Source organism: Paraburkholderia sp. LEh10 (genome assembly GCF_017814945.1).
GTDB lineage: Bacteria > Pseudomonadota > Gammaproteobacteria > Burkholderiales > Burkholderiaceae > Paraburkholderia.
In genome coordinates this window covers 110,342-125,493 of record NZ_JAGIPX010000024.1, presented here as the reverse complement: position 1 = coordinate 125,493, position 15,152 = coordinate 110,342, and the positions used below count along the sequence as shown (strand labels likewise).

Below are 15,152 nucleotides of genomic sequence, written 5' to 3'. Positions count from 1 at the left end.
TTGTCGCCTTCGACGTTCAGCGGCGCCAGCACTTCGCCGCACAGCTTCGCGGATTCTTCGAGCACGGCCTGTGCCGTTTCAAAACCGGCCTCTTCGAAGCCGGGCAACTTCGCGACATCTTCGATTCCGCTCAACTCGTTGAGCACGAAAAGCATCTCTTTGACGGGGGCGATATAACTCATGGTGTGTCTTCCAAACAAGCGGTCATTGAACAACTGCCACGACGCCAGAAAGGAAAACGGTCAGGCAGCGATGTTACGTGTTGATGCTACCGCCGTCTGTCGCGAGCGAACTGTCCAAACCGGACCGTCTAGTGACAAATCTGGCCACATCGAGCGGGCGAAACCGCCCCCGGCGCCCGCGCGAACCCGAGCCCGTGCGCGCTTCAGCGCGCCTGAACGGGCCGCCGATAGGTCCCGGGCGTGCTGCCCGTCCAATGGCGAAATGCGCGGTGAAAGGCGCTCGGGTCGTCGAAGCCGATGTCGCCGGCGATGACGGCGATGGGGTCGTGCGTATCGGTGAGCCGCTGGATCGCGATGTCGCGCCGCAGCTCGTCCTTGAGCAACTGGAACGTCGTCTCTTCGGCGGAAAGGCGGCGGCACAGCGTGCGCACCGAACAGTGAAGATGGCTCGCCGCAAGCTCGATGGTCGGCAAGTCGGGCAATTCGCCGGCGAGATATTGCCGGACGCGATGGCTGACCCGCTGCTCGCTGAACGACTCGAAGACCCATTCGCCGGGAGAACGGGCGAGAAACTTGCGCAGGTTGCGCTTGCTCTGCCGGATCGGCATATCGAGGAAAGCCGCGCTGAAACGCATCAGCGTCGCGTCGCAGCCGAATCGCACCGGCCCCGGGAAGAAGTAACGGTGATCGGCGGCGTGCGGCGGTTGCGGACACGCGAAATCGACCTGCAACAGCGGTATCTTTTGTCCGATCAGCCATGAAGAGACACCCTGCGCAAGCTTGAGCGTCAACTCCTGGCCAAGCGGCCCGATGCCTCCATACGCTGGGTTCGGACGCAGCTCGACTTGCGCCATCAGATCGCTGCGGCGCGACTCGAAACGAAAATCGTCGAGCACGATATGAAAGAACTGGCCGAAGCGGTGCAGTGCCGTTTCGAGGTTCGGCGCGTCCAGCAGGCTCAGGCAGAGAAACTTCAGCGTGCCGCTGCGAAGCGGACGGCTGAAGATGCCGGGCATCTCGTCGTCCAGCTCGATTGCGAGCGTGCGGTAGAGCGTCGAGAACTGTTCTTCCGTCACCCGCGCGCCGGGCGCGCCGCGCAGCTCAGGCGTGATGCCCGCCTGCTCGAGATAGCGCTGCGTGAGCTCGGCTTGCGCGCCGGCCGCGGCCAGAAAGCCATTGACGAGCGAGATGGGAACAGTTGCACTCGGCGCTTGCATGCGTGGAAAGCCTGGGGCGAACCCGAAGCCGGACAGAGATCGTCACGCCCCGCGCGCGCTGGCTTCACGGCTTCACCGCGCGCTGGACGGCAGCCCGCGCGAGCGGAACCTCCCGGGCCGCGCGGGTCGCTCATGTTACTCCCAATCGGGTCAGATGCGCTTATCCCGGCCGCTTCACGAGACCATTCCGGCCACGCCAAGCGCGGCGCCTGCGGCGACCATCCAGATCGGATTGATCCGCGTTCGATAGACCATCAGCACCGTGAGTATCGTCAGCATCGCGCGCGACACGTTCACATCCGTTTCGCGCGCGAATACCCAGGCCGCCGATGCCAGCAGGCCCACCGTCACGGGCGCGAGCCCGCGGCGTATCGCCAGCACGACGCGCGAGCGGTTGCGCTGCTCGACCCAGTCGCTGACGAAATAGGCGACGAGCGCCGATGGCACGATCTTCGCAACCGTGGTCACGAGCGCGCCCGCGAGTCCCGCCGCCTGAAAGCCGATCAGCGCGACGGCCATGCCATTCGGTCCCGGCGCTGCCTGCGTGATCGAGAAGAACGTGACGAACTGCTCGCTCGTCACCCAATGACGCGTATCGACGGCATAGCGCTGGATATCCGCGAGCGTCGCGTTCATGCCGCCCACGGCAAGCAGCGACCACACCACGTTATGCACGGCGAGATCCGCGAGCGTCGACCACAGATCGCTCATTGGCCGGCTCCGCCGTCGACGTCGGTGACGGCGGGCGCGCCGCGCAGCGCGCGATACATGAGCCATGCGCCGACGGGGCCCAGCACTGCGATCACCAGCAGCAAAGGCAGCTTGAGCACGCCGATCGCCGCGAACGTCGCGAACTCGAGCGCCAGATTGCGGACGTCGCGTGGCAGGCTCACGATCAGCTTGAGCACCGTCGCGATGACGAGGCCGGTTGCGACAGGCATCAGGCCCGCGAACAGATGCGTCGTGACGGGCGCGTTGCCCCAGCGCGCATACGCGTAGCCGAGCGCGACCGTGACGATGGTCGGCGCGAGATACAGTGCGCCGACCGCGATCGCCGCGCCGCTTGCGCCGCGGAACTGCCGCCCGAGGATCGTCGCGATGTTCGACACATTGGGACCGGGCAGCAATTGCGCGAGCGGCAGCAGTTCGGCGAATTCACGGTCCGTGAGCCACCCGCGCCGTTCGACGAGCATGCGTCTCGCCCACGGCAACACGCCGCCGAAGCCGGTGAGCCCGATCAGGAAGAACGCGCCGAAAAGCTCGCGCGTGGTCGGGCGCGCGCGAGCGCAAGGCCGTTCGATCGCGGGACAGCTGACCTGATCGACAAGAGGAGCATTCATGTGCGCGTCCCGCGTGATGCAGTTCGACTTCGAGGTGGGAAAACGCCCGTCATCCAGCGCACGACAAAGCACGACAAAGCGCGGCGTGCGCATCCGCGCACCGCCGCCTCGCGCGCCTCATCGGGCAAACGGGCTCGCGCTCAGATCTTCGCCGTTTCGTAGGTCGACGGATGGAATATCTCATCGACCGACAGCAGACGCTTCGACAAACCTTGAGAATGGTGATGACGCAGGAATGTTTCGAGTGTCGTCCGGTTCCGCGCGACGCCATACGGCCAGTGATCGTCGCCGAGCAGATCGCGCGCGGCCTTCAGCTGCTCTTCGACGAACGGTAGCGTGACCTTGGTCGCCGAGGTATCCGAAAGCTTGTCGAGCGCGATGCGCTTGGCTTCCTCGAACGCCTTCAGCACGGCAGCCGGCAGCCACGGATGCGCTTGCGCGAGGGTCTTGCGAATACCGACCACGTGCATGATCGGATAGACGCTGGTGCGCCGGTAGTAGTCTTTCGCGGCCTCGGTTGGATCGGCGAAGAGCCACCCGACATGCGGATTCTTGCCCGCGCACGACGGCGGACGCGGCGCCATGAAGGCATCGATGTCGCCGCGGTCCAGCATCGCGGAGATCGTGTCGCCTTCGGGCGCGGCTTCCACGCGGATATCCGACGGCAACTGCAGCTTGATCTTCTCGGGCCGCCCCGGCTCGTCGATGCCGCCGCGCACCCACGTCACGTCTTCCGGCTTCACGCCGAAGTCGTCTTCGAGCACGGCGCGTGCCCAGACATTCGCCGTCAGCTGATACTCGGGAATGCCGATGCGCTTGCCCTTCAGATCTTCCGGGCGCGTGATGCGGTCGGTGCGCACATACATCGACGTGTGACGAAACGCGCGCGACAGAAACACGGGCAACGCGATATACGGGCACGTGCCTTCCGAATGCTTCACCGTGTAGCTGGAAAAAGAGAGTTCGCTGATGTCGAACTCCTCGTTGCGGAACGCGCGAAAGAACATTTCTTCCGGCGACAGCGTCATAAAGACGGGATCGACGCCATCGATCTGCACGTTCCCGGCAATGAGAGGACGCGTGCGGTCGTAGTCGCCCGTGGCGATCGAAAGATTGAGTTTTCCGTTCATGTTCAATTGGCTTGCTGCAAGTGAAGAAATCAGTACACGGCGAGGTTGCGTTGGACCTTGCGGCGCAGGAATTCGAAGTTGACGGAGAACTGCTCGGGGCGCGTCACGGTATCGTGCAGACGCTGGATGTCCTCGTCCGAAAAGCGCTCGCCCACGCCGCCCGCCGCCTCCGTCATCAACTGGATCTGGCAGGCGTTCTCGAGCAGCAGCGCGAGCACGACGGCCTCTTCGATCGAGCGGCCCGCCAGCGCCACGCCATGATTGCGCATCAGCACGGCCTTGCTCTGGCCAAGCGCGCGCGCGACGCCCGCGCCCATTTCCTGTGTGCGGATCAGGTTCATCGTGTCGGTGTAGTACGGCACGCCATCGGCGAAATGGCAGCTCGGCTGGCTGATCATCTTCAGCGGCTGCCCCGTCGCGGACAGGGCGACAGCGTGCGTCGGGTGCGCGTGGATCACGCTCATCACATCGGGCCGCGCCTTGAAGATCTCCGAGTGAATGAAGACTTCGCTATGACGCCGGCCCGCGCCGCCCACCTTCTCGCCGTCGAGATTGCACACGACGATGTTCTCGGGCGTGATCTCGTCGAAGCCGTGACTGTGCGGCTTCATGAAGAAATGATCGGGGTCGCCCGGCACGCGGATCGACACGTGGCCGCGCGTCAAGTCGCCGTGTCCTTCCGCTTCGAGAATGCGGCCCGCGTCGATCAGTTTCTGTTTCGCTTCGTCTGCGTTCATGGTGTGCTCTTGCGCCTTTCAGGAGTGAGGGCGGCCGCGTTCGTCGAACGGGCCGCCCGGTGGTCAGAAGCGGCCTCCCACGGCTGCCTTCGCCTTGGCGAGCAGCGGCGGTGGTGTCTTGTACAGTTCGTCGAGCAGTTGGTCGATGCGCTCGGGCGGCACGGGCCGCACTTCGAGTCCGAGACGTTTCGCTTCGGCCAGGAACGCCGGGTCTTTCATCGTCTGCGCGAACGCGGTGCGCAGCGCGGCCGCGCGTTCCGGCGGCAGGCCAGGCGGCGCGGCGAACGGGCGCGCGAACGCCTGGCTCGCGACGATCACCTTCAGCACCTGGCGCGTCTCGTCGTTGGAAGCGAGATCGATGAGCAGCGGCACGCCGGGCAATTCAGGATGCTTTTCGAGCGCGACCTGCACGAGAATGTTGACCTTCCTGTCACGTATCCAGTCGGGATGACGCACCTGGATCGTGCTCCACGACACGCCGCACTCGCCATCGATCTCGCCGCGCTCCATCGCGAGCGCGGTTTCATTGCTGCCCGGATAGCCCGTGACGAGCTTGAGCTTCGAGTTGAACAGCGTCTTGATCGTCGAGGCCATCACATCGGGATCGGAGCCCGCGCCCTGGCCGCCCATGCGCGACTCCTGGTTGACGAGGTCCTGGAACGTCTTGATCTTCGATGTCTTCCACGTGATGCACAGGCTCACGTCGCTCGTGATGCTGCCAAGCCATGTGAGCTTGCGTGCGTCGAAATTCGCGTCGCCCAACAGCGGCTCTTCGGGCATCGTACGGCCGAACGTGCCGAACGTCGAACCGTCTTTCGGCGCGACGCTGTACAGATAGTTGACGGCCTTCAGACTGCCCGCGCCCGGCATGCTCTGCGGCGTGATGGTCGGCTTGCCGGGCAGATAGTTGCCGATGTATTTGCCGAGCAGGCGCGCGTAGGTGTCGTAGCCGCCGCCGACGGAATAGCCGATGGTCAGGTTGACGGTGCGGCCGCTGTAGAAACTCTCCGTGCTGTCGGCGGCATAGCCGTTCGCGGGCAGATAGCAGGCGGCCGAGAGCAGCGCGAACGCCACGGCGGCAGCGCGGCGAACGCACGTTGTGCGCTTGCCCGTCGCATTCGTTGTGTCCGTGGAGCCCGACGTGCCCGTTGGGCGAGATCGGAAAGTCTGCTGCGAGAAGGTCTTCATCAGATTGTCTCCTTCGTTATCGGCCGGCTTCGGCGCATGTGCGTCGCCGGCACGGGGGCGTATTCGTTGGACTGCGCGTCGCCGGCACGGGTATGTATCCGTTGGACTGTGCGTCGCCGGCACGGGGGCGTGTCCGTTGGACTGTGCGTCGCCGGCACGGGGGCGTGTCCGTTGGACTGTGCGTCGCCGGCACGGGGGCGTATCCGTTGGCCTGCGCGACGTCGATGCGCGCGGCGGGCATCACGCTGGTCGCATCGATACTCATACGAGGCCGCCCATCGCGCGCAATTGCGGCACGAGATTGCCGAGCAACGAAGGCGGCCAGGGCGTCGAGAAGATCAGATCGAACACGAGCCACAACGCGACCGTCATCGCCGCCGACAGCACGATCGCGTTGCGCCAGCGCTCGCCGAATTCGAAGCGCGCGAGCAGCAGCATCATCACGAGCAACGACGGCAGCAGACCGATCAGCCATGCAAGCGCAAGCGCGCCGCCGATCGCGAAGAAAAAGCGCAAGCCGCGCGCGCGGACCGTCGCGATGGGCAGCGACGGTTCTTCGTCGTGCTCGACGCAGGGCGACATCGAACGCGACTCCGCCGCGCCCGTTGCCGAAGCCGTGCGGTTCAATGCGAGCGCATTGGCCGACGCGTCGCCCGCCGGCGCAACGGCCATCGCGCCCACCGATGCAGCCGATGCCGCCGCCACCGCATTCGACATGAACTCGCGCTCGATCCTCGGCACATCGCGCGCCACCGCCTGCTGGATCAGCACGAGGCACGAGAAGAAGAGCGCCGCGCAGGCAGCCGTCATCGGCATCAGCTTCGCGCCGAAGGCCCAGTCGGAGGCCGTCCAGATGCCCGCCAGCACGGCGCAGATCAGCACGATCGTGAACAGCGACTGATGATCGAGACGCCTGATGCGAAACTGCATGTCCGACGCGCGGCGCCCCTCTTTCGCCGCGCGGCGCAGGCCCCGGATCGACGGGCCGAGCACGACCCACAGCGCGGCGAGCAGCACCCCGACGACGATCGGCCGCGTGAAAAGATGGATGCCGTAGATCTCGTTTGAAATGAAGTAGTAGCGCTCGAAGATGCTGCCCAGCACGAGGCCGAGAATCAGCGGCGGGCGCGGCCAGTTGAGCCGCCGCATCACCCAGCCGATGAAGCCGAACAGCACCATCGAGCACAGGTCGCCCCAGCTCTGGCTCGCGTTGAACGCGCCGAGAAAGATGATGCCGAGCACGAGGGGGATCAGCACGCCGACGCGCACGGTCGCGAGCCGCGAGAACAGACCGCTGCCCGACAGGCAGATGATCGCGCCCATGATGTGCGAGATCGTCAGCGTCCAGATGATCGCGTACGTGACGTCGAGATGTTTGGTCAGCATCTCCGGGCCCGGCGTGAAGCCGTGCATGATGAACGCGCTCAACAGAAGCGCCATCGATGCGCCCGCGGGCATGCCGAACGCGACGGTCGGTATCAGATGGCCGCCCTCCTTCGCGTTGTTCGAACTCTCGGCAGCTATGACGCCGCGAATGTCGCCCTTGCCGAAGTTCTCCGCGTTCTTCTCGGTGCGGATCGCGTGGCCATAGGCCATCCAGTCGATCACGGCCGAGCCGATGCCGGGCACGGCGCCCAGCAGCGCGCCAAGGCCGCTGCAACGCAGGATCAGCCACCAGTGCCGTGCGGCGTCGAGCACGCCTTGCCACTGGCTGCTCGGCTTGCCGGTGACGGCGCCGTCCGCGCGCGAAATGCTCGAGCGCTCGATCGCCATCTCGGCGAGTTCGGGCAACGCAAAAATGCCGAGCGTGACGGGCACGAGGGGCAGATGGTCCCACAGATAAAGCGAGCCAAAGGTCCAGCGCAGCGTGCCCGTCTGCGGATCGGAGCCGATCAGCGACAACATCAGGCCGAACGATGCGACGGCCAGCCCCTTGATGGGCGCCTTGCCGCTCAGCACGGCCACCATCGAAAGACCGAAGATGCACAACGCGAGCAGTTCCGCCGAACCGATATAGAGCACGACAACGCGCAGCACGGGAATCGCGACGGCGAGCAGCAGCGCGCCGAAAATTCCGCCCGCAAGCGACGACGCATAGCCCGCGCCGAATGCGCGCTTCGCTTCGCCGCGCTTTGCGAGGGGATGGCCGTCGAGCACCGTGGCCGCCGCGCCGACCGTGCCTGGCACGCCGAACAGCACGGCCGGTATGAAGTCGGACACCGTCGTCACGGCGGCCATGCCGAGCAGCAGCGCGAACGCGGTATAGCCGTCGAGGTGATACGTGAACGGAATCAGCAGCGCGAGTCCGACGATGCCGCCCAGCCCCGGCACGACGCCGAGTGCGAGCCCGAGCACGACGCCGCCCAGCATGATCGCGAGACGCAGCGGATCGAGTACCAACGTCAGTGCATGTATCGCGGCGGCGCCCATCAGGAAGCCCTCCCGCAGAACCAACCGTGCGCCGCTGAACCGCTCGTATCCATGAGGTGTCTCCCGTTCGCGTCCGGCCGTGCCGCCGGACTTTGTTCAGGCCTGTCTGTACTGCGCTTGCTGCCGCTACGGCAGGTTCGGCTTGCGGACCGCGCGCACCCGCCGCGACGCTCCCGTGCCGCGATGACCGCCGTTACTGCGTGGCCTCTTCCTCCGAGCGCTGCTGCTCGAAGATCCCGACGAGGTCTTGCGCGATCGGCGAATACTTCGCGTGCGTGCGCAGCATGAAGCTCGCAAAGCCATCGCTGTTGTGATGCTTCTTGCGCTCGTTCGGCAGATCGATGCGCAGGTTGCGCGCGGGGTCGCGCACGATGCCCATCGGGTCCTCGCCCTGCTCGATCTTCTTCATTTCGCGGCGCAGAACGCGCCGGTAGATGGCGATGCCCTGATCCGTCGAGCCGAGGTTTTCGCGCGTGCGGTCGGCAATGGCGCCTTGCGTGATCCAGGCCATCATGTCCTGCCCATCGACGTTGTCGACGATGAATTCGCCGTGCTCATCCTTGAACGGCACGTCGTAGACGTGGACCTTGTCGGTCAGATGCTTCGGCACGTCGACGCCCTTCGGCGGCATGTACGCGTTGTACCAGAGGTGCAGCGTGTGCTCGTCGTCGGCGGGCACGCGGATCTGGAACGAGTAGTAGCGCGACGCTTCGTCTCCGTTGCCGACGGCGAGCATGTTCGGAAATACGATCGGGTGGCCGATGCGCCAGTCGTCCGAATCCTCCGGATGCCCGGCGAGCAGGCGATGCTTCGTGATGCCGAACTCGAACTCGTTGAACGCGATCTTTTCGTGCTTCGCGCTGATCGCAACCTTGACGCCTTCCTGCTCTTTCTGGAACTCGTAGTGATGACCGTGCAGCCATTCGGTGTGGATGGGGTCGAGCGAGTTCTCCATGATCTGCAGCCAGTTCACGGGCAACAGCGCGCGTCCCATCATGCGGATCGCGCCCTGCGCGATGAAGCCGTCGAAGCGCGGCAAAAGCGGCCGCGGCTCCGGTCCCATGTACGCGAACAGCAGGCCGCCGAGTTCTTCGACGGGATAGGCGTCCGTTGCGACCTTGTCGCGAAACACGCAGTTGTCGGGCTCGTTCGGCTGGCTCAGGCATTTGCCTTGCGCATCGAACTCCCAGCCGTGATACGGACAGCGAATGCCGTCTTCCGTCGGAATGCCGTGCGCGAACGACGCCCGGCGATGCGGACACTGTTCCGCGATCAAGCCCAGCTTGCCCTGGCGGTTTCTGAACAGCACCAGGTCCTCGCCCAGCAGGCGCACGCGCTTCGTCCAGCGGTTTTCCAGCTCCGCCGCTGCGCCGATCGGCTGCCAGTAGCGGCGCATCAGGTTGCCCATCGGCGTTCCGGGGCCTACTCGCGTGAGGCTTTCGTTCTGTTCTGCGGTCAGCATGGTCTTCACATTCCCTGAGTTTCAATGAAGCCGGTTGATCGGTCGACGCTGCGCGCCGCCTGCCGATCCCCTCGGCAACCAAGCACCGGCGACGCGTGTATCCGCTCTCGAACGGCATCTTATACTTAGGTATCTAAGTTCCAATAATGGAAAACACCGATGCCGCTCGCCGGGACCCTTCCGGATCAGCATCAAAGCCTTATTGGTAAAGGATGAAGCCCTGACCGGAAAAGCCGCGTGCGAGCACCTGCTGACATCCAACGGTTGACACGCTAAACTTAGCTATCTAATTTATAAAACGCATGTGCAGACATGCGCCGACACAGGTGATTGCATGAGCAAGAGTGAAAAGAACCCGCGCGACCCGATGCCCGGCACGCTGCGCCACTGGCGCGAGGCGCTGCCCGAAGAACGGATGGCCCATCTCGTCAAGGACACGGCGCGCGGCTTCTCGCGTTCGCTGCAAGCGAGACTGCGCGAGCATGCGGTGCAGTACGGGCACTGGACGTTCCTGCGCATCCTGTGGCAAACGGACGGCCTCACGCAGCGCCAGTTGAGCGAACAGGCGGGCGTCGCCGAACCCACCACGTTTTCAGCGCTGAAAGCGATGGAAGCGCTCGGATATGTGACGCGCCAGAAGCTGCCCGACAACCGCAAGCAGGTCCGCATCTTCCTGACGCCGAAGGGCGCGAGCCTGCGCGCGCTGCTTGTGCCCAAGGCGATCGACGTGAACCGCATCGCGCTCGCGGGCATCTCGCCCGACGACATCGCCGCGACGCGCCGCACGCTTCTCGCGATGATCGAGAACCTCGCCAACGACGAAGTCGCCACAGGCCGCAGCGAAGACGGCGACGCGACCAACACGCGCGCAGCGAACGGCAGCGCGAACTGGTCGGGCGATGCCGCAAACGGCGACGCACCATGAACATGTCCGCACACGATCGCGCCGTGCGCCCCGTACGCGTGGGCATCGTCGGCTTCGGCACGGCCGGCCGCGCGTTCGTGCCCGCCATTCAAGGGCATCGCGGTTTCGAACTGGCGGCGATCGTCGATCCCGCTGAAACCGTGCGCCGCGCGGCCATCGCTGAATTCGGCGTCGTCGCTTACGACAGTCTCGACGCGCTGCTCGCGCAAGCGCAGGCGAGCGTCGATGCGATTTACGTCGCGTCGCCGACGGCATTGCATCGCGAGCATGTGTTGCGCGCCTGCGCCGCTCGCAAGCATGTGCTCGTCGAAAAGCCGATGGCCGCATGTCTCGACGATGCGCGCGCGATGGTCGATGCCGCCGACGCTGCGGGCGTGGTGCTGCTCGTCGGTCATTCGCACAGCTACGACGCGCCGATCCACGCGATGCGCGAACTGATCGACGGCGGCGAGCTGGGCCGCGTGCGCATGGTCAATACCTGGTGCTTCACGGACTGGATCTACCGCCCGCGCCGTGCCGACGAGCTCGATACGCAACAGGGCGGCGGCGTGACGATGCGCCAGGGCTCGCATCAGTTCGACATCATCCGTCTGCTGTGCGGCGGCGAAGCGCGCAGCGTGCGCGCAAAAACGTTCGACTGGGACCCCCGGCGCCGCGCTACGGGTGCGCATAGCGTGTTCATCGAGTTCGCGGACGGCGCCGCCGCCACCGCGATCTACAACGGCTATGGCCGCTTCTTCAGCACTGAGCTGTGCGAGGGCGTCGGCGAATGGGGCTTCATGAGTCCGGGACGCCCCGCAGCCGATGCGTCGATGCAGGCAGCCGCCGGCAAGCCCGCGCGCACGCCTGAAGAAGAATTGCTCGCCAAACAGGCGCGCGCGAGGCACGCGATTCCCGGCGATGCGCCGCATCAGCCGCACTTCGGGCTGACGATCGTCAGTTGCGAGCGCGGCGAGATTCGCCAGTCGCCGCAAGGCCTGATCATCTATACCGACGCGGGCCGCGCGGAGCTGCCGCTGCCGACGCACGCGTCGCCCCGCGCGCGCGTGATGGCCGAGTTTCACGACGCGATCAGCACACGCGGCATTGCCGTGCACGACGGGCACTGGGGTCTTGCGAATCTCGAAGTCTGCGAGGCGGCGATTGCTTCGTCGGCAAGCGGGCGCGATGTCGAATTGAAGCATCAGGTAGCGCTGCGCGCGCGTGGATGAATGCGCGGGAGACGGCGCACCTGATGGCGAACCAGCCGGATTTTTCCAGAGGCGGCAGCCTGCGCTGCCCGATTGACGATGACCGCTACCTTGACGCAAACCGCCTTCGCAGGCGAAGAAGACACTGACGACGTCGCCACGCTCGACGACCAACGCGCGCGCGCGGACGCCGCCGGCTTTCTGTCGCTCGAAGTCACGGCCCGCAGCGAGATCGCTGAAGACATTCATCTGTTCGAACTGCGCGCGTCGGACGGCGCGCCGTTGCCACCGTTCTCGGCAGGCGCGCATGTGCTCGTGCGCACGCCTGCCGGCATCGAGCGTCGCTATTCGCTGTGCAGTTCGCCCGTCGAGCGCGACCGCTATCTGATTGCCGTCAAGTTCGACGCGGATGGACGCGGCGGCTCGGCCAGCATGACACGCGATGTGCGCGTCGGCACGCGCCTGAAGGTCGCGCCGCCGGAAAACTACTTCGCGCTGACGGGCGACGCTGCGCGCTATCTGCTGATCGCGGGCGGCATCGGCATCACGCCGTTGCGCGCGATGATCGCAGAGCTCGACGCGCGCAACGCCGACTACCGCGTGCTGTATTGCACGCGCACGCCCGAGTCGACCGCTTTTCTCGATGAATTGCGCGCGTCGGACCGCGTGGTCGTGCATCACGACTTCGGCGAGCGCGACAGGTCGTTCGCGCTCGCACCGTATCTCGCGGCGCGCGACGGAAATACGCACCTGTATTGCTGCGGCCCGCGACCGTTGATGCAGGCGGTGCGCGAGGCCGCTTCGCATTGGCCTTCGTCGGCCGTTCATTTCGAGGACTTCGGCACGAGCGCACACGCTTGCAGCGGCGAATCGGGCGGCGACAAGCCGTTCGTCGTGCGGCTCGCGCGCAGCGGCCAGTGCGTGAACGTGCAGGCCGGCGAGTCGATACTCGACGCACTGCGCGCGCACGGCGTCGAGACACCGAGTTCGTGTGAAGCGGGCACCTGCGGCTCGTGCCGCACGCGGCTCGTTGCAGGCGAAGCCGATCATCGCGACTTCGTGCTCGACGAAGACGAGTACGACAGCGCGATCATGATCTGCGTGTCGCGCGCGAAGTCGGACGAGCTCGTGCTCGACCTGTGACGTGGCCAGCGGCGCAACCGGGCGCGCCGCCTCCCGCGCGAAGCGGGATGAACGTGACGCATCGCGTGCGCCGCGCGCTCAATAGAACTGGTCGAAGTGAACCTGCTCGAACGGCACCTTGCGCGCGAGCAGCGTGCGCTGGATTGCCTGGCCCATTGCGGGCGGCCCGGCGAAATAGATTTCCATGTCGCGCAAGCGCTCGCCGAACATCGCATCGGCAAGTTCATGAACGAAGCCTACATGCCCCGTCCACGGATCGCATGCATCGCCGGGCGCAGCGTCGGAAACGGCGGCCTCGAAACGGATGCGTTCGTCGAACCCCGGCAGCGATGCGAGCATGTCGCGGCCGCAGATGTCGCGGGGTGTGCGGCCTCCGTACAGGAAGTGAAGTTGCACGCCAGCGAGCGCTGGCTCCGCCACGATTCCCCGTGCGATCGAAATCATTGGAGCCAGACCCGAGCCGCCCGCGACGCACAACACATCGCGCGTCACGTTGCGGCGCAGATACGCCATCCCGTACGGCCCGTCGATCTCGACCTGCGCACCCGTTTCGAGCGCATCGAACAGCACGCTGCTGCCCCGCCCGTTCGGCACGCGCCGGACCTGGAAATGCAGCATGCGCGGCTCATCGGCGATATTGCTCATCGAGTAGGCGCGCACGCCGCTCACGCGCGGCAGGTTCAGAAGCGCGTACTGGCCAGGCTCGAACGGCATCTGCGCAGACAGCGCAAAGCGGAATTCCTCGATGTCGTGCGTGATGCTACGGCGGCCGGCGAGCGTGCCCGTCACGCGGCGCGGCGCATGAAGCGGCGCGTATTGCGGCGACGGTCTCAGCCTGATCGTGCAATCGCCGCGCGGCGCGCACTGGCAACCCAGATAGCGGTTGCGCGCGCGGTCCTTGTCGGTCCACGCGGGCGCATCGCTCCACTTCATGTCCACCGCGCCTTCGATCAACTCGAACTTGCAGTTGCCGCACGCCCCGACATTGCATTCATAAGGAAACGCGATACCCGCCCGCAGTGCCGAGCGCAACACGGTGTCGTGCTCATCGCAGTCGAACGAAACATCGGAGTTGGCGAGCGTGATGCGATGAGCAGCGTCGGACATGCGACTTTCCTTATCAGATGGACTTCACATAGGCGGCCGGTATCCCAGAGTGGACGAGATGCCTTCCGCCGCATTCAACAGGTGCGGCACGCATGCGCGCAGCGTCTTCTTGCTGAGCCGCTGCGACGGGCCACCGATGCCGACGGCGGCCACCACGCTGCCCGACACGTCGCGCACGGGCGCCGCGATGCCGCGCATGCCGACCTCCGACTCCTCGTCGTCGATCGAATAGTTCTCGCGACGCACCTTTTCGAGCGCCTTCAGGAACACCTGCGTATCCGTATTCGTATTCGGCGTGCGCGATACCAGCCCTGCCTTCAGCACGCGCGCGACCACATCCGGCGTGCGGAACGCCAGCAGCACCTGGCCTTCCGCGGTGCAGAAAGCAGGCTTGCGCACGCCGATGTACGAGCGCATGCGGATCGCCTGATCGCTTTCGAGGTTGAACAGATAGACGATGTTGGTATCGTCGAGCACGGCGAGATGCACCGTTTCGCCCGTTTGCTCGCGCAACACGTGCAGGAACGGCACAGCCTGCTTCGACACATCGAAACGGCGGCGCACCAGCGCACCCAGCGTGAACAACTGGATGCCGAGCCGATAGCGGCCGTTCTCCTCATTCTGTTCGAGCAACCCTTCAGCGACGAGCGTCGTCGCGAGACGATGGACCGTGCTCTTCGCAAGGCCCATCCGCTTCGCGAGATTGCTGATGCCGATTTCGGGCTCCTGCTCCGAAAACACCTTCAGCAAACGGATCGCCGCCGTCACCGACGACAGTCGGCCATCTCCCGCTTCGCCCTTTCCTTCAGACGCTGCCTGCACATCCGAACTTTGCATGAATATACCCCACCTCTCGTTATTCGGAACAACGTTCCGTATATAAGAACAAACTTATCTTCAAATCGACTCGCTGCCGGCGCGTTTGTACGCATCCGTGCAGCGCGCGGCCTCTCCGGCCCCATGATACAGGCGTCCCAGCACCCGCGACGATAGGGATTCCCATCGACACGCCCACTCTCTTCGCGTGTTCGTTTGCCGGTTCCTCAGGCTATGCGTTCCATATGCAGTGACGCGGTTCCGCCATGCGTAACAAAAACCGCA

14 protein-coding genes are annotated in these 15,152 nt (G+C 65.2%); 3 read left to right on the top strand and 11 right to left on the bottom strand.

Annotation, left to right across the window (positions count from 1 at the left end; all coding sequences use genetic code 11):
* The 9 genes from J8I87_RS21070 to J8I87_RS21030 form a co-directional block, all read right to left on the bottom strand.
* Positions 1–182 (bottom strand): acyl-CoA dehydrogenase N-terminal domain-containing protein (locus J8I87_RS21070; RefSeq protein ID WP_209933771.1); only part of this gene is annotated, 182 nt, incomplete at its 3' end.
* A gap of 203 nt (positions 183–385) precedes the next feature.
* Positions 386–1,399: an AraC family transcriptional regulator gene (locus tag J8I87_RS21065; RefSeq protein WP_209933770.1), complete on the bottom strand. Its 1,014-nt coding sequence runs from the start codon at positions 1,397–1,399 to the stop codon at positions 386–388.
* A gap of 174 nt (positions 1,400–1,573) precedes the next feature.
* Positions 1,574–2,110 carry a chromate transporter gene (locus J8I87_RS21060; protein ID WP_209933767.1) on the bottom strand — a complete coding sequence of 179 codons (537 nt, stop codon included), beginning with the start codon at positions 2,108–2,110 and terminating at the stop codon, positions 1,574–1,576.
* Positions 2,107–2,739 carry a chromate transporter gene (locus J8I87_RS21055; protein WP_209933765.1) on the bottom strand — a complete coding sequence of 211 codons (633 nt, stop codon included), beginning with the start codon at positions 2,737–2,739 and terminating at the stop codon, positions 2,107–2,109. Before J8I87_RS21055 ends, J8I87_RS21060 begins: the two co-directional genes overlap by 4 nt.
* Positions 2,740–2,879: 140 nt before the next feature.
* Positions 2,880–3,869: an ABC transporter substrate-binding protein gene (locus J8I87_RS21050; RefSeq protein WP_209933763.1), complete on the bottom strand. Its 990-nt coding sequence runs from the start codon at positions 3,867–3,869 to the stop codon at positions 2,880–2,882.
* Between the two features lie 29 nt (positions 3,870–3,898).
* A complete protein-coding gene (locus J8I87_RS21045; RefSeq protein ID WP_209933761.1) occupies positions 3,899–4,606 on the bottom strand; it encodes a class II aldolase/adducin family protein in 708 nt (235 codons plus the stop codon).
* A 63-nt stretch (positions 4,607–4,669) separates the two neighbouring features.
* Positions 4,670–5,794 carry a tripartite tricarboxylate transporter substrate binding protein gene (locus tag J8I87_RS21040; protein WP_209933759.1) on the bottom strand — a complete coding sequence of 375 codons (1,125 nt, stop codon included), beginning with the start codon at positions 5,792–5,794 and terminating at the stop codon, positions 4,670–4,672.
* Positions 5,795–6,055: 261 nt separating this feature from the next.
* Positions 6,056–8,224, bottom strand: coding sequence for a tripartite tricarboxylate transporter permease (locus tag J8I87_RS21035; RefSeq protein ID WP_209933757.1), 2,169 nt, complete (start codon positions 8,222–8,224; stop codon positions 6,056–6,058).
* Positions 8,225–8,417: 193 nt separating this feature from the next.
* Positions 8,418–9,686: an aromatic ring-hydroxylating dioxygenase subunit alpha gene (locus tag J8I87_RS21030; protein ID WP_209933755.1), complete on the bottom strand. Its 1,269-nt coding sequence runs from the start codon at positions 9,684–9,686 to the stop codon at positions 8,418–8,420.
* Positions 9,687–10,020: 334 nt separating this feature from the next.
* On the opposite strand from J8I87_RS21030, the gene J8I87_RS21025 reads away from it, so the two are divergent.
* From J8I87_RS21025 to J8I87_RS21015, 3 genes are all read left to right on the top strand, one after another.
* Entirely contained in the window at positions 10,021–10,611 is a 591-nt protein-coding gene (locus J8I87_RS21025; RefSeq protein ID WP_209933752.1) for a MarR family winged helix-turn-helix transcriptional regulator, read from the top strand.
* On the top strand, positions 10,608–11,822 hold the full coding sequence (locus J8I87_RS21020; protein WP_245254049.1) for a Gfo/Idh/MocA family protein: 1,215 nt from the start codon (positions 10,608–10,610) through the stop codon (positions 11,820–11,822). Before J8I87_RS21025 ends, J8I87_RS21020 begins: the two co-directional genes overlap by 4 nt.
* 78 nt (positions 11,823–11,900) lie before the next feature.
* Complete coding sequence (locus J8I87_RS21015; RefSeq protein ID WP_209933750.1) at positions 11,901–12,944, top strand: PDR/VanB family oxidoreductase; 1,044 nt, start codon at positions 11,901–11,903, stop codon at positions 12,942–12,944.
* Between the two features lie 78 nt (positions 12,945–13,022).
* Here J8I87_RS21015 and J8I87_RS21010 read toward each other — a convergent pair whose 3' ends face one another.
* Together J8I87_RS21010 and J8I87_RS21005 are read right to left on the bottom strand one after the other, a co-directional pair.
* Positions 13,023–14,051: a 2Fe-2S iron-sulfur cluster-binding protein gene (locus J8I87_RS21010; RefSeq protein ID WP_209933749.1), complete on the bottom strand. Its 1,029-nt coding sequence runs from the start codon at positions 14,049–14,051 to the stop codon at positions 13,023–13,025.
* Between the two features lie 24 nt (positions 14,052–14,075).
* The gene (locus tag J8I87_RS21005) at positions 14,076–14,888 is read right to left on the bottom strand and encodes an IclR family transcriptional regulator (RefSeq protein WP_209933746.1); all 813 of its coding nucleotides are present in this window, start codon (positions 14,886–14,888) and stop codon (positions 14,076–14,078) included.
* Between the last annotated feature and the right edge of the window lie 264 nt (positions 14,889–15,152).

Coding starts and splice junctions, on each gene's coding strand:
- J8I87_RS21060 (WP_209933767.1), bottom strand. CDS start 2,110: ATGAGCGATCTGTGGTCGACGCTCGCGGATCTCGCCGTGCATAACGTG.
- J8I87_RS21045 (WP_209933761.1), bottom strand. CDS start 4,606: ATGAACGCAGACGAAGCGAAACAGAAACTGATCGACGCGGGCCGCATT.
- J8I87_RS21010 (WP_209933749.1), bottom strand. CDS start 14,051: ATGTCCGACGCTGCTCATCGCATCACGCTCGCCAACTCCGATGTTTCG.
- J8I87_RS21040 (WP_209933759.1), bottom strand. CDS start 5,794: ATGAAGACCTTCTCGCAGCAGACTTTCCGATCTCGCCCAACGGGCACG.
- J8I87_RS21015 (WP_209933750.1), top strand. CDS start 11,901: ATGACCGCTACCTTGACGCAAACCGCCTTCGCAGGCGAAGAAGACACT.
- J8I87_RS21050 (WP_209933763.1), bottom strand. CDS start 3,869: ATGAACGGAAAACTCAATCTTTCGATCGCCACGGGCGACTACGACCGC.
- J8I87_RS21035 (WP_209933757.1), bottom strand. CDS start 8,224: ATGGGCGCCGCCGCGATACATGCACTGACGTTGGTACTCGATCCGCTG.
- J8I87_RS21005 (WP_209933746.1), bottom strand. CDS start 14,888: ATGCAAAGTTCGGATGTGCAGGCAGCGTCTGAAGGAAAGGGCGAAGCG.
- J8I87_RS21025 (WP_209933752.1), top strand. CDS start 10,021: ATGAGCAAGAGTGAAAAGAACCCGCGCGACCCGATGCCCGGCACGCTG.
- J8I87_RS21020 (WP_245254049.1), top strand. CDS start 10,608: ATGAACATGTCCGCACACGATCGCGCCGTGCGCCCCGTACGCGTGGGC.
- J8I87_RS21030 (WP_209933755.1), bottom strand. CDS start 9,686: ATGCTGACCGCAGAACAGAACGAAAGCCTCACGCGAGTAGGCCCCGGA.
- J8I87_RS21065 (WP_209933770.1), bottom strand. CDS start 1,399: ATGCAAGCGCCGAGTGCAACTGTTCCCATCTCGCTCGTCAATGGCTTT.
- J8I87_RS21055 (WP_209933765.1), bottom strand. CDS start 2,739: ATGAATGCTCCTCTTGTCGATCAGGTCAGCTGTCCCGCGATCGAACGG.